The organism is Neisseria sp. P0014.S009, assembly GCF_051958155.1.
Classification (GTDB): Bacteria; Pseudomonadota; Gammaproteobacteria; order Burkholderiales; family Neisseriaceae; genus Neisseria; species Neisseria flavescens_C.
In genome coordinates, this window is sequence record NZ_JBQCVS010000002.1 from 214,136 (window position 1) to 232,060 (window position 17,925).

Sequence of the window (17,925 nt, forward strand, 5' to 3'; positions counted from 1 at the left end):
ATTAAAAATTAGGCGATTGGCACATTAACCAATTTTCCGGCGCAGCTTTTCGGGTTGTTTCACTATTATTTAACGCCACCGGCACCAAAATCTGCAACGACGTATCAGAATGACGATACCCACAACCACCCCAAAACGTAGCATTTCCGTATCTACTGGTATTAATATTCAAAAGATTTCCCAACTGATTCATCAGGGCAAAAGCGTCATTAAACTCTTTTTCCTGCCGTTGCGCCCATTCATTTCCCATTTGCTCATACCATGCGGCGGCGGCATTGCTTCGAGCCAAAGATTCAGTCTGCAACTCTTTCGCCAAGGCATCTTCCGCATTCTGAATCTGATCTTGATAATACTGAGTCTCAGAAACAGGGTTAGCTTTGCTGTAAAAAACAATATCCCCGCCACGCACTACCTTTGACACTTCGAGCATCTTATTGTACTGCTTGTAAGATGCCGCCAAATTTTCCGCCATCCGACCATTGAACGCCGATAACAGCCCAACCTTGAACGACTGCCATTTCGATAAATTAAAACGCGGATCACCATCCCATGCGTCTTTTAAATAATCCGAATATTTATAGTTCAAAATCGGCTGATAACGAGGTATATTGCTCAGATTCCATCGAAAGACATCATCAGGCGTAGGTGCCGGCGTCCGAATACCGGAAGCCGACCAAAGACTATGAACACCCGCACTCATACCTGGATCAATTTTCTGACCGAGCAGATATTCGGCTGACTCGTAGCCCAAAATACCAACAGGCTGGCAAACCCGATTAAACAGATACCCGCCGGTGACAACATATTTATAACCATCACCAGACGGCATCTTTTGCACGCTGCTTGCATCAGGATTGATACTCCCAAGCAATTTCAAAGGCTTCATGCTGCTACTGTATTGCTCGTACTTTAGCTTTAATTTCGGGCTGCCTTCCAAATAGGTTGTAACCCTATCCCTTAAGGCGGCATCTTCACCGCTGGATAAAGTCGCAACAACGTTCGCCAAGCTTTCACGCGGCTGCCTTTTATCGACGCGCGAAGTAAAGAACCATCGCGCCCGCTCCACCTGACCAGTAATCAGATTTGACGGACGAGCAGGCAAACCGAAAGTCTCCGCAGTTGCCGAGCTATCACCTGTCGCCATTACATAATTTAGTAACGGCGACGAAGGGTTGTACATATCCAACCCAAACTCTTCAAACACATGCACCGTCGAACATCGACACAAATACTGATACGGCAAACCTGCGGTTTCGTAGAAAAAGATTTCAAGCTCCGTTCCACCCGTCATTTCAACGACCATAAATCCCGCGCCAAGTGACACATTGCTATATCCGCTATGCTCATGCTCAACGGTTGCAGTACTCCGAAAGGACATAGTTACAGGCATTCCCGACACAGGATTACGACCGGACTGCAAACTGCGTAATACAAAATTCCGCTGCTCCTCCTCAGTCAACACACCCTGCATCTTCTTCCTCAACAACGCCGCATTTTGAATATCACCACCCGATTTGAGCGCATTGCACATTAATTCAGCCATTTCCCATTTTTCACGGTCGTAGCCGTTGCCCCAGCCGTGTATTACCGACGGAACAATACCTTTTGCACCCTCAAAAAACCATTGATCACTGTACAGCGGCAGCAAAAAACGAATGCCCCGATTCAGCGAATTGTAATAGCCCGGATTAGAAATATTACCAACCGGATTATTCAAATTCATGGGTCGGATAGAAATAGAACGACCGAGATGATGACTAAACGGCAAATTTTTACTGGCATCATCAATCGCCAACTCCCGCCCATCTTCAGCAACAATCCGCAACAAAGATGGGTGAGTCCCCTGGTTAAACGGATATCTCAATTTCAGACGACCTATATATCTCGGAACGAATACCCCGTAATTACACAAATCAACGCCGTTGTCGTTGTAAATCGACAAACCCCAATCATCAGTTGAAATAGCCATACAAAAAATTCCGACCAGCAAATGCCCCACCGCCAAAATAAATATCAGGCCAGAAGCGGGAATGATAAAAATTATGCGCCCAACACAGCATCCCATTTTTAATATAAAGCGGAGATAAATGCTCCACCTCCGGCGGAGCATTGAAATGAGATTGCGGCATCAGGAAAATACCCTTAAAAAAATGACGACGAGGGAACAGCATATCAATCGGAACCATGCCCGTCTCAGAATTGCCAAGATACAAAACACCTTCAACAACCAACGAAGATTCCAGATTCAAATCAATTTGCCGCCCATCGCTGTCAAAACAAAAAAGTCCGTAATCCATTACCACAATCCCGGGCGATAGCCCAACAAAATCCGCAATCCGCCTGACGAATCGCGGGCAACAAAACCATGCTGGTTCATTACCACACTCCCGCCACCTGCCGCAGAAGACGATTGAAAATCTCCATTCGGATTGACGCTGAACGTCCCCATCCGCAACGTACCCGCAACAATCGTCGGCGATTGAATCGTCTGACTTGCCGCAATATGCCGACCGTGAATCGTACCGTCTGCAATCAAATCGCCATTCAGACCAAGCGTTGACCGTCCGTTTTTCACATCCACAACCATCGCAGGCACGATCTGATTGCTGTTCGGATCGACAAACATAACCTTATCGGCCATCATCATGATATGACCTTCGGCAGTCTTGCTGTCCGCACCTACCGCAATACCGGAAATCGCCCGTCGTCCGTTGCCGAATGCCTGAGTCTGCAACGAATACAGGCTCTTCATATTGCCTTCCAAGTCACTGACGACCTTTTTAACTTCGGTTACAACGGCCGTGTCAATTTTCAGCGCCTTGACTTCCTGCTTGACCTGCTCGGAAATTGCCCGACGGTCTGCCTCGCCCAAACCTTTAGGCTGATTGACCAAAGCAAACAAATCACGCGACAGCTCGTCTTGAGTGATGCGACCACGCATCTGCGCCAAAATCGGAGCAGGGTCGGGGTCGGAACGACCCGCCACAGCGGCGGAAAACTCCCCCGCATTACCGGCATTATCGACAATACGCACCCAAAAATAAAAAGCGTCCGTTACCGAAACACCTGCAAGCGTGTAGGTCGTTTGCGGATACGCAACCGTCGCCAATTTTGTTGCGACTTCAAAATTATTTTCCCGCGCATACCAAATTTCAGACGACACATTCTTCATGACCGTATCGGGCAGATACCAATCAAGCTGCACCGCGTTCATCTTCGCCGTTGTCCGAACACCGCTTACCGTGTAATCAACACTCCAACCTTTCTCAATCGGAGAAGACAACACCCCGCGCGCATTCCGCCCGCGAATTTCCGCGCGATACTGACCATTTGGCAGGTTTTGCAGCGAAAGATCAGCCGTCTGAGCATCAGGAATATGACGGTACAGCTTATTATTGCGGTAAATCTTAATATCATAAGATAAAACGCCGCCGTCAGCAGTTAAGTTATCCCACGAAATTAACAACTTATCTCCGTCCGACTTCACATCAGGCAAAGACAGTTTCGGGACGGCTCCGTGAAGCGTCGTAACATCTGTATCAAACCGCGCGCGGTTATCGACCGCGGCGTATTTTTTCGGGTCGTGCAAAATACCCGAAACCTCAAAAGTACCGTCGGCGGCGTTTTCTTTCGTCCCGATAACCCGATACAGGCGTGGTTTGACGCGTCCAATTAATACCCAAACGCCGCCAGCCGCCGAATCGACAACCTCAGCAAGCTCCAAGCGGTTTTTCTCAGGCTGCGCCATCACTTTCAGCGACTTGATACCCACCGCCGTCTCGACAGACAACTGCTTACCGACCGCATCTTCGACATCGCGGTCAAGCGTTACCGACAAGCCCGAAACAGCAACCAAACGCCCAGACACTTCCGCGCCCGCATAATCGTTGTCCATGATTTGAACAACGTCATACGGCAAATGGCGCAAACCCTCACGACCGACGGTAAACTTGATTGCCGACTGTTGCCGCAACTCCGTTTCCAGCATCCACGCGCCGTATCGCGCTGCCTGACCGCGAGAATCGCAGCCAAACGCCGTGATTTGCTTGATATTCAGACCATAACGCTTGATTGCCTGCTGGTCTTCGACGTATTCCGTTTTCGTTCGGTACCCGTCGTATTTGTCCACATACTGCACGATGACCGCCGTCGTAATCGACTTGTACGGAACGCCCGAATACGCAAACAGCCCGTCTTTGACATTGCTGTTGTTGTAAATGGCAACCGGGTCGGAATCCGCGTCCATCACCAAAGAAAAACGGCTGCCATCCCAAACAGGCAGCCCGCGGAACACGCTCGCCAAATCCAGCAGGAACTCACCCGCCTGACGCCGATTGGTAATATAGGCATTACAAACAAAACGCGGCTCCTTGCCGCCGAAGCCGTCATCGACCAACTCATCGCAGTATTTGCCGATCTGATACAGCGTCCATTTATCAATATCAGCAGATTTCAGACGACGTGCCAACGTGGAATAACGCGGCTGCGTCAACACATCATAAAAAACCCAAGCCGGGTTGTTAGTCCAAGCCTTTTTAAACGAGCCGTCCCAAACCGTACCCGAATAAGTCCGTTTATCAGGGTCGTAATTAGACGGGACATTGACCAACATCCCGTCAATCAGATAATTTCGGCGCGGGTTATTGCTGCCAAACTGGTCGGAATCCATCGCCAACGCCGCCAAAGCCGTATGCGGATAACTCAATTTCGCATCGATAATCTCGACATAGCTGGCGAAATACGTTTTATTGACTACCTTGTCAGTATTACTATCAGGCGTAGCCCGGGATACACGGATATTGAACGGTGCAGACGGCAAATTTTCAAACAACACATCCTGATAATATATACCGCTTGATTTTTCAGTAAATTCAACCGTCTTAGACGCATGAACACCCTTATTGTCAATAACTTCGACAACCATAGCCGTTTGAGCCGGATTCGTATCGCCATTTTCTTCGACGCGGTAATTTCGCTCGACACCGACCGTTACCCGCAGGCGGCTGACCAACTCATCAGACACCGCCCGCACCACCTGCGCGCGGTTTTTGACCTCGACCGACACAGGCACGGCACGCTCCGAAGCATCAAAGCCCGGAATATAAGTTTGATCGGGCGTACCGCGCTGAAAGAAGCCGACCACGCCCTTAAAATTAAAAGACCCGTCAGGATTCTGAACGGGCGTATCATCAAAATAGACAGACTTCCACGGCTTATCGTTGCCATTGGCGAAACCCCTGATTTCGCCTTCACAAATCGCATCGATAATCCGCAAAGACTGCGCCGAATTCAACGTATTCGGAGCTTCATACGGCGTAGATGCGCCGCCACCTGATTTACCGCCCATTCCAAAATCCTCAATCTACCGTATAAACCGCCTCGTAATTCATCGCGCGGACGGAGTCGTTTTCAAAATCAGTGTTATATTTCTGACCGTTCGGCGCCGTTGCCGCAACGCCAGTCACAAAAGTTTTCTTCATGCCCAAAGTCAAATCCACCGCCATCGGGTCGGAATTGCCATTAGGATTTTTAATTTTCGCCGCATCAAAAACCATACGGACGACGCTGTTGCCGTTTGCCGCCGTACTGTTGCCCTCAATCCGCCGAGATTCGATACCCTGCGACACCACGCGGCTGCCGCAATAAATACGGCCATAGGCAAGCGGCATCGACTGCCCTTGAGCCGCCGTATTGCTCAGATTCGAGAACGAGCTGTTCCGGCTGCTTTCAACGCCTTTTCCCTGTTCAAATTTCGGCGGCTTAGTCAGCATTTGAGCCACGCCGCCAGCAACCATACCGACACCCGCCACAACAAGGCTCGCACCGCCCGACCAACTCGTCAGCGCACCGACAACAATCAGCGCCGCGCCTAAAACCGTCTGAATGATTCCGCCGTTTTTGCCCGCGCCTTGAACGCGCGGCACAATATGCAGCACACCCTCGGCAGGCTGACCGAATCCGCTTTTCAATTCGCCCTCAGACCAATCGCGCCGACCGAAACGCACCTGATAAAACCCCTGCCGCAGCTTTTGCCGCAACGCTGGAATCTGCACCGTCAGCGCGTGAACCGCCTCAGCAGGGCTGGCAACCTGCAAATCAAAACGGCGGCCGCATTCGCGCAAACCGCCGTACAAACACACCGTAATCATAAATCCACCGAATGCAGCAAATCATTTTCGACCGCCTGCAACATTTCAGGCTCAAATTCATGGAGTCGCCAAACGCTATGCACACGCTCAGACCACCACTGATTAAACGGCTCTCGCCGGCTCAACTGGTTATAAGCATGATGCAAGATTTGCCCATCGCCCAAATACAAAGCCGCGTGGTTCGCATGACCGCCATAACTGGTCAAAATCACATCCCCGCCGCGAAGGCCGTCTGAAACACGGACAAACCCGACACGCTCGAAATGTTTGCGCAAATACTCATGCTCAGCATCATCATCAATATCGCCGCGCGTGTGATCGGGCAAATCAATCCCCATCAACATAAACGCATCACGAATCAATGCCCCGCAATCAGCCTTGCCGTACTCAAACACACGGCCACGCAAATGCGGACAACAGCGGAACTGCTTTAGACGACCGCCAACTGCCAAAATCCACGGCAAACCCGTCTGAATCTGCATCTGACGGTCAGCTCCCGATAAGAACGGCTCACCGTTTGGATGAGAGTGGACAACCGCGACGATTTCGCCGTCTGCCGCCAACGCCTGCCAACCTTTCGGATTCATCTCAAAAGTTTCTTCTGGGTTTTCGGCAATATTGTCTATGGCAAAAAAACGCCGACCCTTATCATGAATATCCGCAATCGCACCACACATTTCCTGCGGCGCGTACCCGTCAGCAAACCAAAAAATCAAATCTTGTATTTCGTCCGAAATCTCAATCATGCCCCACCCACCTTATCCGCACTCGGAAACCCGCCAAACGGCAACACAGCCGTCGCACCAAACCGCGCCCGACAGCCCGTCAAGGTCCCACTGCAAGCATCCTTTTTAATATCATCCGTCGGCATATCCAAACGGTCGGCAACCGCACGACCCGCATAACCGCAGCCCTCGCCGCGATACTGCCAAATACAGGTATTCGCCATCATAATACGCGACGGGATGACCGAGCCGTCCGATTCAGACGGCGCAGCAAGTTCAAAGACCGCCCATTCCGCCGTCAGACTCGTCATCTGCTCAATGACGTACTTCCCGATAATTTCCTGATTCGGATCGGCGGTCGGATTGCCGTCTTTAAAGTTCGCCGCATCCAAAAACTTCGCATACGTCAGACGACGGACGACATCCACCCCGACCAATTGGTTATACTGGTCAGCCGCGCCGGTCACAAACCCGAGCAGGTTTGAAACCGTCAGCGTCGGACGGTTGCCCGCCCCCTGCGAAGTCGTTTCAAAGCCTTCGGCAGAAATAGGGCATGGCGTATATTCCTGCCCCTTCCAAACGACTGCCTGATTCAGTTCGTTTACCTGATTGCAGAAACGGAAAACTTCCCCGCCCAAAGCGCGGAAATCCACCTCCCACATCTCAACCAACGCATCCTGCTGCGTAGCCGACAACGCCTTGAGCATCGTTCCCGACATCGCCTTCATTCGCGCATTCATGCCATCACCTCTTCAAATTCCGCCGACAGCTCATACACCTTGCCGCCCTTCGGAGTTTCCGTGTACTCGACAACCTTGACCAACAAACGCTCACTACCGGGCGGCGTCCAGTAAAACGGCTCCACCCCGCCACACGAATCAAAAAAGCCTTTGATTTCGCTAATCAAAGGCTTTTTACCCGCAATACGAATCTGCCAAGTCTGCATTTTTGGTTTCAGCGTCAATTTCTGCCGCTGCTCATACCCATTGCCAAACTTGACCGTCCGAACATTAAACGAGTGTTTCGCCGTACTTTCCGACGTAACCTGCCACTTAAAAACCTTAGCCATAAAACCTCTTAGACCGAATCAACGGCTGCTGTGATAACGACCGCCGACCCGTGCCACATTATTGACATACCAATTTTCAATCATCGCAGGCAGAGCCGCGCCCAGTTGCTTCGCCATCTCAACATCACCATCAACCGACGAATCAGAAGACCCATCACGATTAATCGTAATGTTTACCGTCATGCCACCCGTACCGCCGCCCAAAGCAGCGACCTGCGGCGCAACGCCGACCACTCCGCCCGAAGCGTAGCGGTTTTTATTGATAGCCTCCAACAAAGCACGATGACGGCGGGTCGAAGCCGCATTAATAACGAACTCGCCATTAGACAGCAACGCAGGGATACTGTCGCTCGTCGCCGTACCAGCCCCCCAAACAGCACCGCCGTTGGAGAATTGCTGCACAACACCGCCGTCTTTGAATCCGCCACCACCCCAAGCACTCATCGCCGCCTTCATCGCGTTGAACAACGCCATCTTAATCAGCATCTTCGACAAATCTTGCAGGATAGACACAGCCAAACTGCGAAAATCAGCCTTGCCCGTTGCCACGAAATCAGCTAACGCATCAGACATCTTACCGAGCGACCCCGACACAGCATCAGACATACTTTCGCGCATCGACTTGAACGAATCCGAATAATTCCGCATGCCGTCCGAAATACCCGCCAGCCAATTGTTATCAAACGCATCCTTGGTTTCTTTCTCCAAGCGCAACCGCTCTTGCAGGCGGCCGTCATTATCAAGCTTGGCAGTCTGCAACCTCTTAATGACATCAGCACTAGCACCCGAAGCAATAGCCTCAGCAATCAGCTTGTCGTACTTCCGCGCAGCAGTCAGCCGCTCAACCTCCTCACGCGACTTACCCAGCAACGACAACTCAAACAACTGGTCGTCGAAATCACGCTGCCCTGCCGTCTCAAGTTCGCGCAGCGCATCCGCGTATTTCTTCGCATCTTTCGTCAACTGAGCCTGATTGTCAGCCTTGACCGCCGAATCCATAGCCGCCTGACGCTCAGAGGCCGACCATTTCTCAAAGGTTGGGTCAGACAGCAACCGCAACTGTTCCGCGTAGGTTTTATTCAGATTCGCAGCAGACAACGACAGCTCAGCACTCGCAGCGAGCTGGCGTTTCCCGAACTCCTGCTCCCATTTCTGATAGCCGGTCAGCTCAGGCTTACGCTCTCTCGCCTCAGCAAACAAACCGGAGCGGGCCATCGCCTTAGCTTGGCCGCCAACACCGCCGGCAAAACGTGCCGCCGCCTCTTGAGACCGCCAATTAAAATGCCAATGGTCAGCCGTCGATTTCGTGCCATTCTTGTTGACCTGCCCGCCGACTTCAAATTTCACATTAAAGTCTTTGCCGTCTTTGAAGCCCAAAGACTCAAAGTATTGCTTAATCTGCCGCGCAACCTTCGCCTTGTCTTCACTCTTCAAAGACAGATTAGGAGTCATGTCAAATGCCAAACCCTTATTGTGAAAACTATTTTTCCCAATATGGTATTTGTCGTTTACCGCACCAAATCGAACCAGTTTATTGCCCAAAAACTGCTGCATCGCGTGCATCGCAGCATAAGTACCGCCAAACGCACGACCACCTGCCTCAGCACCGGGCTTTAAACGCAGACCGGCAGAAGTAGTCGGAAATAAATTTTTATCCCCGGACGACCTCGATGATTTCTTAGCCTCACGCGCCTTTTCAGCCGCCAATTCTGCTTTGTGCTGCTGACGCAACTGAGCAAGGTACTTTTCCGCATCGGCAATCTGTTGCTTACTGCCATGCTTCCTAAGTTTATTAAGCTCTTCCTGCCAGAACTGTTCTTCGCGCGCAAATCTCTCAGCCTTACTCTGAGTCTGGTCTCTCAGACGGTCGAAATTAGCGGCAGCACTGACCGAATCAGCCTGCTCCTTTCGGATAGCGGCGGCCTGCTTCTGCGCCTCATCACGCATCTTGATTTGCTTTTCCAACAAATCAATTTCGCGCTTCGCCGCGTCAACCTGCGGCTGCGTGTACGGATTTTCAGGAATTTGCTGCAGAAACAGCCGCTTTTCAGCCAACCGGCTTTCCAGCGTAGCCTCCCGCCCGATGGACTTCATATCCTCCCAGGCTTCCGAAGCTGCCTTCTTAACCGCATTCCAGCCGCGCTCAATCGCGCCCAGATTCTCCAAAACACGCTCAGACATCTTCTGAGATTCGTCCGAGAACTTACTCTGCACCAAAGCCACAGCTTCCTGCTGTCTGCCTTGCTCAATCAAAGCCCGCGCCTGCTCATAGACATCTGCATTCAGCGTTTGGTACACGCGCGAAAACTTGACGACGGCCTTCAACGGATCGTCTGCGATTTCCTCATAGACGCGCGCCAAATCCTCCACGCTCTTGCCCGTAGCCTTAGACTGCAAGACCACAGACTCAGCAAACCGACCATAGTTTTCAGCCGCTACCGAGCCGCTCTCCACAAAAGCCAATATCGCCGAGCGAGCCTCAGACCATCCGCCCGTCGCATTACCGACAGAATCGGCAACCGACAGCAGCTTACCGGCCGATGCGCCGGCGCTACCACCGGCAAGAATAACAGCCGCAGAAAACCGTTGCGATTCCTCCGATCCGTCGTAATACGCCTTACCGACAGCCCCCAATCCGGCAATCAATCCGCCAAGAGCCACCGTCGCAGGATTGATGCTTGCCGCCAATCCCTTGAACATATTGCCGAAGCCGCCGAACGAATCACGGAGCTGACCGCCTTGTTGCAAAGCGACCATAAACGGATTCTGACCGCCGGCCAACTGCGTAATAATATCCGTGAATTGCGCCGGAACCATACGCATTGCGCTGTTGTATTGGCCAACAGTAATATTGTTCAGCTTAAGCTGATTCTCCTGCTGCTTCAGAGATTTCGTCACCTCACGGATTTTGGCCACATCCGCGCCGCGTTGCCGCGCCAACGTCTCATAATAAGCAGCCGTACCACGGCCACCGGCTTCACGCACTGCGATTTCGCGCTGCACAGAATTAATAATCGACTGAGTCGCACGCTCCTGCTTCTTGGTCAGCCGTTCGGCCTCTTTGCCAGCCTTATCATACCCGGCCGCTACCGCCGCCGCGCCTGCCGCCGATTCCTTACCGGCTTCCTTCGCCGCCTTGCCGATATTGCGCAGCGCGACTCCTGCCTTCTTCGCACCATACTCAATTTCGGTGACATCCAACCCAGCCTTAATCGTATTTTCAGCCATCCTTCTTTTCACCCATTATCGACAAAGCCTCGCGTTCCATCACGCGCAAAAAACCAAACAACTTTTTTCGGCGGCGTTTTTTGATACCCATCATATCCATGGCAACATCAACGGCGTTGTAATCTAACGCGTAGGCTCCCGCCATGTTGACTCGCCACTGCCCGGATACCGCCAAAAACAACTGCACCGCCTCCCAATTGTTCGGCCACACTTCCACCTCATCAGACAAGACATCGGAATCGTCAAACCCGAAAAGGCTCAACGCAGATACCGTCTTCTCATCGTCCGAAAACATCGCACGGACGGCGGCAATTAGTTTTTTTCGCGTGCACCGTCATAGGCCAAATAATAGGCATCAATAATTGCCACGCCGGACTGGGGATATTCGTTCAACAGGTAAGAAATATTCTCAGCATTCAGCTCATCATCGAAGCCCCAAGACTTGACGATGTCCAAAACAATTTCAGAATCGCTGACAGAACTGTCTTTGAGTTTGTCGCCCAATTCCACCAACGCAGGGCGGTTTTTCCACACAAACTCAAACTCAACAGCCAAATACTCGCCGGCAGGAACAGGGATTTTTACTTCAGTTTTAAACGTAGCGGCATGAGCCAATTTCAATTTAGACATTACTTTTTTCCTATAAAAAAAGCCGTCCGAAAACGGACGGCAAACACTCAACCCAAAGAGAAAGAAACCATAAAATCAAAAGTAGCGGTTAAACAAACCTGCCAGCGAATACGTCATATTCGCCGTCATGATTTCGTTACGCACCACAGTCGGCATAGCGCTCATGCTCACATAGCCGTTGTAAACGACCACGGATTTATTCTTCAGCACAATGCGCAACGGAGTCAGCTTGCCGCTGTCGCTTGCCGCTTTCGCAGCCTTATAGCCTGGCAAGTTCGGGTCGTCGGCAATTTTGAAAGTCATCGAACTGGCAGACTGAGTTGTCGGAATCTTACGGTCGACGTCTTCTTCCAAGAAGCCGTACTCGTAAAATTGCTGCTCACCGCCCTCAGACGACAGCTCCATAATCTGCGTAATTTGTTGCCAAGAGATAACCTTTTGGCAAGAGCCTGCGCCCGAGCCGGCAGGATATTTATTCAAATCGCGCGTATCAATACCATCGAGCTTGAAACTGTTTGCATCAACGCTTGTCACACGGAACACGCGCTCATTCAAACCGCCCCAACCCGAAACGATGGCAACATAGTCGCCATTCACCAAACCATGCGCAGCACAAGTCGCCACAGCCTCTTCCGCATTGGAAATTGCCGTGATTTTCTTCTCTGCTGCCAGCCCAGTTGCAATCTGCACAATCGAGCCATTTGCCAAAGTAACAGCCATAATAAAACCTCAAAAAATACCAAATAAAAAGGCCGTCTGAAACAGACAGCCGCCATCAAACCGCAACCTAAGCGGTAATCACAAAATCTTGCACCATACCGCGCCGGTCATCATCCAAAACAACCGACTCAGCCGCCGACACAGCATAAGCTTCAAGCGAAGACAAGACCGACTTTTCAATCTCAATACTCTTCGCAACCGCGCTCAGCCTGTCAACATCCCACACCGAAACAGAAAACCGCACCTCATAGCCGTCTTCTTCCATCGGGTCGATAAACAAATTACCGGCACCACCAACGCGCTGCACAATCACCAACGGAAACTCAGCCTCTTCCGGCGCGAAGTCATGGTACACATCAACATCAGGCACAGCCTGATTGATGGCCCTAATCAGTAAGCTGTCCATTGACCACCTCCAAAACCGCATTCAACATCGCCGCTTCCATCTTCGCCTCCTGAATCTGCAAGGCGATAGACACAAACGGACGACCGGCAATAGACTTACCGTTTTTACGGCGAACGCCGTTATGCACCATATAGCCGTAGGGGACGGCCTTAAGCGAACCGCCCTCATACCGGCCACGGCTGCCCTCTCTATCACGCCAACCGACCTGATACACAGCGCGACGGCCGTCAACCGATTCCGATTTATCGTAAAAAGCAAAAACCGAGCCTCTCAAATCGCCCGGTTCAAAGGTATAACGCCTCTTGCTGCCATCTGCATTTCGGCTGCCCTTACTGTAAAAATAATGGCGTTTGTGACTGCGTGGAGCCTGAATCTTGACCTCATCACGCAACAATTCCACGCCTTTAAACGCCGCCCACCGCAAGCGATCGCCGACCGCCTCCGGCAAACTGTCAAACCGCGCAATCGCATCGGAAAAATCCGCATCAATTTCCACTTTCATCAGGCAGGCTCTCACAGGTCAAATCCAAAAATTCACGCCGGCGCAAATCAGGAATGACCGCGCGAATCACATAAATCCCATTCTCAGTCTTGACGCGCATATCCGCAGAAATACCCGTTCGCCAGCGAATCCGCACAGAAGCGCGTACCGAAGCCGTCAACACATCATTCCGCATCGTCTCCGAACCGGACACATGGCGCACATCAGCCCACAATTTAGCCAAAGGCCGCCAAACAGACACCGTCGCACCCGACTTGTCCTTTTCCTTCACCCGTTGGAGAATCTCCACACGGTGACGCAACTGCCCAGCATTCATACACACCTCAAAACAAAGGCCGTCTGAATATTCAGACGGCCTGATAATTAACTATTAAAAATATTTAGGTAACTCATGATCCAAAATATACTGCGTACGGTTTACCGCTTTCCCACCGTTTAATTCAATTTTTTTCAACTGCCCCATTGCCATTTGGGTTTCCATAGACTGGCTCGCCCAAACTTTCGTTACTCCATCTTTTTCAGTAAATGTAAATTTAATTTTTATCAATGGTGTCGTCGAGTACGAATTTCCCATTAACGCCTGAAACATCAGTCCCTCCCCATCTGTTTTTTCACGGGAGCAAACAACCATTCTTTCAGTTTCCTGATCCAAAGTGCCGCCGGAATTATTACAAAAAACCACCGCTGCCGACTTAACAACAGCTAACGGCTGGTTATATTCCGCCTCCGCCTTACCAGATACAGTCTGCTTCCTAACTGGTTCAGTCGCACAACCCGCAAGCACCACAGCCATTGCAACTAACAATATTTGTTTTTTCATTTTAAACTCACTTATTTGCAAAATGAGTAACAATGTTATCTTTTTGTAAATTTCTTGACAAGTATTTTCTTTCTGTCTTACATTCCGATTCACGAGGCGTCGAAAACCTCTTAGCAAACGGCATTCACCCCGTCAGCGTGAATTTTTTACGTCCATCAGATTCTTTGGTTTCCTTTATTGTTTGTTTTGATACCACCGAAGTTTCCTATGGTCGGGAGGGCTGCGAATACAAGACCCGCTTTCAGCGGGGAATAAGCACGGCCCATTTGCTAGGGTTTTCGAACCTCCCGACCGCCCTTTTCGGGCAACTTCGAATGTATAGCAAAGGAAACTTCATCATGAACCAAGTTCAAAACATCTCTTTCCACGGCCAAACCGTATCCGTTTTTTCCCAAAACAACCAACACTACGTCGCCATGAAGCCGATCGTTGAAAATATCGGCTTGGATTGGGTTTCACAACATAAAAAAATCCAACGCAGCGAAATCTTAAATTCAACTATGGTCATGATGACCATAGTTGCAGAAGACGGCAAAAAGCGTGAAATGCTCTGTCTGCCACTAGACTACCTCAACGGCTGGCTTTTCGGCGTGGACGCCAACCGCGTAAAACCCGAAATCCGCGAACGCCTGCTCACTTACCAACGCGAATGCTTCCGCGTACTCAACAACCACTTCAACCAACCGAAACAAACCATCAAGCTGCCTGCGCCGGCAAATGCCGATATTTTGGCAACCCGGGCAGAAATGCACAGCATCCTGAACGCGATTCAAGGCGCATCGACCAGCTCCTTCGTCGATACCTACGGAAGCTGGGACGCGAAAATCAGAGGCATGGTCGGAAACCGCCTCCATGATTTGGACTTCTATCAGCTCTCATCGCTGATACAAAAACTCATCAAAGATTTACCCAAATACATCTTGGAAAAACACCCCGTAATCCTAAGACGGATTAAGGAAGAACGCTACAGCTTCGACCGCCCCGCCGAAAACCTGCCCGCCCTGCCGGACGCGGCGGAGAAAAAACCGCGCCCCGCACCCGCAAACGCCGCGCCCGCCGCCCCAATGTATGACGAGAAGCGCGACCGCCGCCAGCGCGACGAACTGGCGCAACGCTACGAATCCGACATCGCCAGCCTGCTGCTGTATTACGGCGAAGCCACCGACCGCAAAAACGAATGGGCGCAACGGATCAAATGCGACGCACTCATGCAAACCGCCCACCTGACGCGGGTATTGAACGAGGTTTGGAATAATTTCATCCACGACGAGGAAAACCAAAGCCTTTCCGACTACGACTTCAAACAGGCCATACTCGAACTGAACCGCCTGCACTGCACGATTTCGGATGCGGCAAACGGCTGGTAAGCCCCGTACAGGCCGTCTGAATTTCAGACGGCCTCTTTTTTCTCAACCGGATAAAACGTAGAGATACCACGGAAAAAACGCTCACCGACCAAACCCTCGTCGCAAAGCGCGCCAATATCATTTCGAGCAAAAATCCAGCCGCTCCAACGCCATTTGCCAAACACCTCATTGGCAACAGCCGTCGCCGTGCAACCCGGATTGTTTCGGATATACGCCAAAACCGCTTTCTTATTTGAAGTTTCCATAATATGTAATGTGTAAAATCAAAAAACCGCCCGAAATCTGCCGTTCGGACGGTTTTTTATCTTGGCTCACACTCAAACACGGCAGCCGTAAGCCTTAGCTGCACTCGAAGAAGTCGGGAAACGCCGTATTAATCCCTAATCAGAATAAAAAGCAGAAGAGCGTTTTTTGGCGGCACGGTTTACGCTTAACCGTCAGGGGATCCGGCTACACACCGGGCAAATTTCGATACGGCTCCAACAACCTCCGAGCCGCGCGTGGCAATCCGGCAGGACTATCCTCTCGGACGGAGTACAAATAGCCGACAGTCATCAGGACGGCATTCTGAATAGCTGGATTAAGCACCACCCCATTCGTTTCGCCGTTTTCCTCAGCTTCCTTCGCCGCCGCAGTATCTCGATACAAAGGACGGTTCAGATATGCAATACAGTCAGCCGTGGCCGCATCTAAATAAAGGCGAAGCAGATCATCTTCATCTTCACCATCAATACGAAGATGAAGCTTGACCAATTCCAACGTAATCATCGCTATTCCGTTTTATCTTTTTGGCCGTCATCACCTTGACCATCACCGGAATCGCTGCGTTGTTTTTTATCGCCTTTACCACTTACTTCGACAGCACCCAATTTTTCGGCCACTTCCAAAAATTCTTCCGGAATCTCATCGCCGACATTGTAGCGGACAGGATAAATCTCACCGTTCGGCACACCATAAAAAGATTTAATAAACTTTGCCATCACATTTCCTTTTCAAATAAAAACGCCGCCTGAAAACTAAAACGCCGCTACCCATACAGGCGGAAGCTCGCTTTCAGACGGCCTGTTCAAATTAAGCCGCTACTTTCAGCAACACGCAGGCTTCCGGATTATCTACACCGCCGCCAACGCGTTTAGTGGTATAGAACTGAACGAACGGCTTATTCGTATATGGGTCACGCAGAATGCTCACACCCTTGCGGTCAAGAATCATATACGCGCGTTTGAAATCGCCGAAAGCGATACACAGCGCATTAACGGCAACATCAGGCATATCGGCAACCTCATAAACCGGATAGCCGCACAAAGTGGACGGCTGGTCTTGCTGATAGCTAGGCTGCCAGAGGTAATTGTTCTGACCGTCTTTCAGTTTGCGGACGGCGGCAAGCGTGTTGCGGTTCATCATAAAGCCCGCGCCTTGCGAGTATTCGGCAGGCAGCGAATAAACCAAGTCAATGATGGAATCCGCAGAAAGCTCCGTCTCGAAGCCGGTCTTGACAACCTTGATCGCGCCCAATGGATGCTTGGTTGCATTGGTGCCGCCTTCGGCATAGGTCAACAAGCCGGTCGGCTTACCGTTCTGACCGTCACCGCTGATAAAGGCTTTGTTTTCGGAAACAGAAAATTCAGTTTTCACTTCGTCTGCAAGGAAGGTTTCCAAATTGATTTCGGCGTCGTCCAACATTTGCTGAGTAGCAGCCGGATTCGCATAAATCTCGCCTGTTTCAAAATCCAAAGATTTGAAAGTAGGCGTATTAGTTTTAGTGCGGGCATCTTCTTCACCCACCCAGCCACTACCAGCACCGTGCATATTGTACAGTTTGCTGAATTTCGGCTTCGATGTCGGCTGAACCTTAAACAGCTTACGCAGTGGCGATACGGCACGCAGCTTATCGGTAATGGTGCGATCCCATTCTTTCGGCACCAAATAGCCGCCGTTGGAATCATCAGATTTCTTCAAATCAGCGCGGACTTCACCGGACTTCATGAACGACACAGTCGCGTCAACCGCCGCCTGCGCTTCCTTATCCAACTTACCGGCACCGCCGTTCATTTGAGCGGCGGCCATCTGTACGGCAAGGTCGTCGATAGAAGCGCGCAAACCGGCCATCTCAGCATCGGCTTTGGCGGCGGCTGCTTTAGCTTCTTCACTGCCTTGCTGCAACGCAGCAATTTCTTTTTCTTTGCTGTCTTTAAATGCAGCAAAGGAATTGTTCAATTCTGCGAGCAACGCGCCAACATCGGGCGCAGTATTGCCGGCATCGGCAAAGGCGGCAACCAAGCCGCGGACAATCATTGATTTTTTCATAC

Annotated in this window: 20 protein-coding genes; 1 reads left to right on the plus strand and 19 read right to left on the minus strand. The window is 50.9% G+C overall.

Annotated elements, in window-relative coordinates; genetic code table 11:
- Nucleotide 1: 1 nt before the first annotated feature.
- From ACTHS4_RS02720 to ACTHS4_RS02790, 15 genes are all read right to left on the minus strand, one after another.
- Nucleotides 2–1,969 (minus strand): hypothetical protein, encoded by a 1,968-nt coding sequence (locus ACTHS4_RS02720; RefSeq protein WP_371508416.1) that lies wholly within the window; start codon nucleotides 1,967–1,969, stop codon nucleotides 2–4.
- Nucleotides 1,953–2,297 carry a hypothetical protein gene (locus ACTHS4_RS02725; RefSeq protein WP_371508414.1) on the minus strand — a complete coding sequence of 115 codons (345 nt, stop codon included), beginning with the start codon at nucleotides 2,295–2,297 and terminating at the stop codon, nucleotides 1,953–1,955. The genes ACTHS4_RS02720 and ACTHS4_RS02725 overlap by 17 nt, the downstream gene beginning before the upstream one ends.
- Entirely contained in the window at nucleotides 2,297–5,347 is a 3,051-nt protein-coding gene (locus tag ACTHS4_RS02730; RefSeq protein WP_440365473.1) for a host specificity protein J, read from the minus strand. Before ACTHS4_RS02730 ends, ACTHS4_RS02725 begins: the two co-directional genes overlap by 1 nt.
- Nucleotides 5,348–5,357: 10 nt before the next feature.
- Nucleotides 5,358–6,149: a tail assembly protein gene (locus tag ACTHS4_RS02735; protein WP_371508410.1), complete on the minus strand. Its 792-nt coding sequence runs from the start codon at nucleotides 6,147–6,149 to the stop codon at nucleotides 5,358–5,360.
- Nucleotides 6,146–6,895 carry a C40 family peptidase gene (locus ACTHS4_RS02740; protein ID WP_371508408.1) on the minus strand — a complete coding sequence of 250 codons (750 nt, stop codon included), beginning with the start codon at nucleotides 6,893–6,895 and terminating at the stop codon, nucleotides 6,146–6,148. The genes ACTHS4_RS02735 and ACTHS4_RS02740 overlap by 4 nt, the downstream gene beginning before the upstream one ends.
- Nucleotides 6,892–7,614, minus strand: coding sequence for a phage minor tail protein L (locus tag ACTHS4_RS02745; RefSeq protein ID WP_371508407.1), 723 nt, complete (start codon nucleotides 7,612–7,614; stop codon nucleotides 6,892–6,894). Before ACTHS4_RS02745 ends, ACTHS4_RS02740 begins: the two co-directional genes overlap by 4 nt.
- Nucleotides 7,611–7,943 carry a phage tail protein gene (locus ACTHS4_RS02750; protein WP_371508405.1) on the minus strand — a complete coding sequence of 111 codons (333 nt, stop codon included), beginning with the start codon at nucleotides 7,941–7,943 and terminating at the stop codon, nucleotides 7,611–7,613. Before ACTHS4_RS02750 ends, ACTHS4_RS02745 begins: the two co-directional genes overlap by 4 nt.
- Before the next feature lie 18 nt (nucleotides 7,944–7,961).
- Nucleotides 7,962–10,946: a phage tail length tape measure family protein gene (locus ACTHS4_RS02755; RefSeq protein WP_440365474.1), complete on the minus strand. Its 2,985-nt coding sequence runs from the start codon at nucleotides 10,944–10,946 to the stop codon at nucleotides 7,962–7,964.
- A 217-nt stretch (nucleotides 10,947–11,163) separates the two neighbouring features.
- A complete protein-coding gene (locus ACTHS4_RS02760) occupies nucleotides 11,164–11,466 on the minus strand; it encodes a DUF1799 domain-containing protein (protein WP_371508401.1) in 303 nt (100 codons plus the stop codon).
- 17 nt (nucleotides 11,467–11,483) lie between these two features.
- The gene (locus ACTHS4_RS02765; RefSeq protein ID WP_371508399.1) at nucleotides 11,484–11,801 is read right to left on the minus strand and encodes a phage tail assembly chaperone; all 318 of its coding nucleotides are present in this window, start codon (nucleotides 11,799–11,801) and stop codon (nucleotides 11,484–11,486) included.
- A gap of 75 nt (nucleotides 11,802–11,876) precedes the next feature.
- Nucleotides 11,877–12,521 carry a phage tail protein gene (locus ACTHS4_RS02770; protein WP_371508397.1) on the minus strand — a complete coding sequence of 215 codons (645 nt, stop codon included), beginning with the start codon at nucleotides 12,519–12,521 and terminating at the stop codon, nucleotides 11,877–11,879.
- Nucleotides 12,522–12,588: 67 nt separating this feature from the next.
- Complete coding sequence (locus ACTHS4_RS02775) at nucleotides 12,589–12,927, minus strand: hypothetical protein (protein WP_250578879.1); 339 nt, start codon at nucleotides 12,925–12,927, stop codon at nucleotides 12,589–12,591.
- Nucleotides 12,908–13,429 carry a hypothetical protein gene (locus ACTHS4_RS02780; protein WP_440365475.1) on the minus strand — a complete coding sequence of 174 codons (522 nt, stop codon included), beginning with the start codon at nucleotides 13,427–13,429 and terminating at the stop codon, nucleotides 12,908–12,910. Before ACTHS4_RS02780 ends, ACTHS4_RS02775 begins: the two co-directional genes overlap by 20 nt.
- On the minus strand, nucleotides 13,413–13,745 hold the full coding sequence (locus ACTHS4_RS02785) for a phage head closure protein (protein ID WP_003681001.1): 333 nt from the start codon (nucleotides 13,743–13,745) through the stop codon (nucleotides 13,413–13,415). Before ACTHS4_RS02785 ends, ACTHS4_RS02780 begins: the two co-directional genes overlap by 17 nt.
- Before the next feature lie 54 nt (nucleotides 13,746–13,799).
- Nucleotides 13,800–14,249 carry a hypothetical protein gene (locus tag ACTHS4_RS02790; RefSeq protein ID WP_440365476.1) on the minus strand — a complete coding sequence of 150 codons (450 nt, stop codon included), beginning with the start codon at nucleotides 14,247–14,249 and terminating at the stop codon, nucleotides 13,800–13,802.
- 338 nt (nucleotides 14,250–14,587) lie between these two features.
- Between ACTHS4_RS02790 and ACTHS4_RS02795 the strand changes: the two genes are divergently transcribed.
- Nucleotides 14,588–15,616 (plus strand): phage antirepressor N-terminal domain-containing protein, encoded by a 1,029-nt coding sequence (locus ACTHS4_RS02795; RefSeq protein WP_440365477.1) that lies wholly within the window; start codon nucleotides 14,588–14,590, stop codon nucleotides 15,614–15,616.
- A 23-nt stretch (nucleotides 15,617–15,639) separates the two neighbouring features.
- Here the strand turns inward: ACTHS4_RS02795 and ACTHS4_RS02800 are convergent, their stop codons facing one another.
- The 4 genes from ACTHS4_RS02800 to ACTHS4_RS02815 all read right to left on the minus strand — a co-directional run bounded on the left by ACTHS4_RS02800 (nucleotide 15,640) and on the right by ACTHS4_RS02815 (nucleotide 17,923).
- Complete coding sequence (locus ACTHS4_RS02800) at nucleotides 15,640–15,861, minus strand: hypothetical protein (RefSeq protein WP_371508391.1); 222 nt, start codon at nucleotides 15,859–15,861, stop codon at nucleotides 15,640–15,642.
- Nucleotides 15,862–16,066: 205 nt separating this feature from the next.
- A complete protein-coding gene (locus ACTHS4_RS02805; RefSeq protein ID WP_371508390.1) occupies nucleotides 16,067–16,384 on the minus strand; it encodes a head-tail connector protein in 318 nt (105 codons plus the stop codon).
- A 2-nt stretch (nucleotides 16,385–16,386) separates the two neighbouring features.
- On the minus strand, nucleotides 16,387–16,596 hold the full coding sequence (locus ACTHS4_RS02810) for a hypothetical protein (RefSeq protein ID WP_440365478.1): 210 nt from the start codon (nucleotides 16,594–16,596) through the stop codon (nucleotides 16,387–16,389).
- 91 nt (nucleotides 16,597–16,687) lie between these two features.
- Nucleotides 16,688–17,923, minus strand: a complete 1,236-nt coding sequence (locus ACTHS4_RS02815) for a phage major capsid protein (protein WP_371508386.1) — start codon at nucleotides 17,921–17,923, stop codon at nucleotides 16,688–16,690.
- Nucleotides 17,924–17,925 lie beyond the last annotated feature (2 nt).

What these genes read in the sequence shown, in the direction of transcription:
- ACTHS4_RS02800 (WP_371508391.1), bottom strand. Translation starts at nt 15,861, where the DNA reads ATGGAAACTTCAAATAAGAAAGCGGTTTTGGCGTATATCCGAAACAAT.
- ACTHS4_RS02765 (WP_371508399.1), bottom strand. Translation starts at nt 11,801, where the DNA reads ATGTCTAAATTGAAATTGGCTCATGCCGCTACGTTTAAAACTGAAGTA.
- ACTHS4_RS02770 (WP_371508397.1), bottom strand. Translation starts at nt 12,521, where the DNA reads ATGGCTGTTACTTTGGCAAATGGCTCGATTGTGCAGATTGCAACTGGG.
- ACTHS4_RS02795 (WP_440365477.1), top strand. Translation starts at nt 14,588, where the DNA reads ATGAACCAAGTTCAAAACATCTCTTTCCACGGCCAAACCGTATCCGTT.
- ACTHS4_RS02790 (WP_440365476.1), bottom strand. Translation starts at nt 14,249, where the DNA reads ATGAAAAAACAAATATTGTTAGTTGCAATGGCTGTGGTGCTTGCGGGT.
- ACTHS4_RS02815 (WP_371508386.1), bottom strand. Translation starts at nt 17,923, where the DNA reads ATGAAAAAATCAATGATTGTCCGCGGCTTGGTTGCCGCCTTTGCCGAT.
- ACTHS4_RS02760 (WP_371508401.1), bottom strand. Translation starts at nt 11,466, where the DNA reads ATGTTTTCGGACGATGAGAAGACGGTATCTGCGTTGAGCCTTTTCGGG.
- ACTHS4_RS02775 (WP_250578879.1), bottom strand. Translation starts at nt 12,927, where the DNA reads ATGGACAGCTTACTGATTAGGGCCATCAATCAGGCTGTGCCTGATGTT.
- ACTHS4_RS02720 (WP_371508416.1), bottom strand. Translation starts at nt 1,969, where the DNA reads ATGGCTATTTCAACTGATGATTGGGGTTTGTCGATTTACAACGACAAC.
- ACTHS4_RS02780 (WP_440365475.1), bottom strand. Translation starts at nt 13,429, where the DNA reads ATGAAAGTGGAAATTGATGCGGATTTTTCCGATGCGATTGCGCGGTTT.
- ACTHS4_RS02740 (WP_371508408.1), bottom strand. Translation starts at nt 6,895, where the DNA reads ATGATTGAGATTTCGGACGAAATACAAGATTTGATTTTTTGGTTTGCT.
- ACTHS4_RS02805 (WP_371508390.1), bottom strand. Translation starts at nt 16,384, where the DNA reads ATGATTACGTTGGAATTGGTCAAGCTTCATCTTCGTATTGATGGTGAA.
- ACTHS4_RS02785 (WP_003681001.1), bottom strand. Translation starts at nt 13,745, where the DNA reads ATGAATGCTGGGCAGTTGCGTCACCGTGTGGAGATTCTCCAACGGGTG.
- ACTHS4_RS02725 (WP_371508414.1), bottom strand. Translation starts at nt 2,297, where the DNA reads ATGGATTACGGACTTTTTTGTTTTGACAGCGATGGGCGGCAAATTGAT.
- ACTHS4_RS02745 (WP_371508407.1), bottom strand. Translation starts at nt 7,614, where the DNA reads ATGAATGCGCGAATGAAGGCGATGTCGGGAACGATGCTCAAGGCGTTG.
- ACTHS4_RS02730 (WP_440365473.1), bottom strand. Translation starts at nt 5,347, where the DNA reads ATGGGCGGTAAATCAGGTGGCGGCGCATCTACGCCGTATGAAGCTCCG.
- ACTHS4_RS02810 (WP_440365478.1), bottom strand. Translation starts at nt 16,596, where the DNA reads ATGGCAAAGTTTATTAAATCTTTTTATGGTGTGCCGAACGGTGAGATT.
- ACTHS4_RS02750 (WP_371508405.1), bottom strand. Translation starts at nt 7,943, where the DNA reads ATGGCTAAGGTTTTTAAGTGGCAGGTTACGTCGGAAAGTACGGCGAAA.
- ACTHS4_RS02735 (WP_371508410.1), bottom strand. Translation starts at nt 6,149, where the DNA reads ATGATTACGGTGTGTTTGTACGGCGGTTTGCGCGAATGCGGCCGCCGT.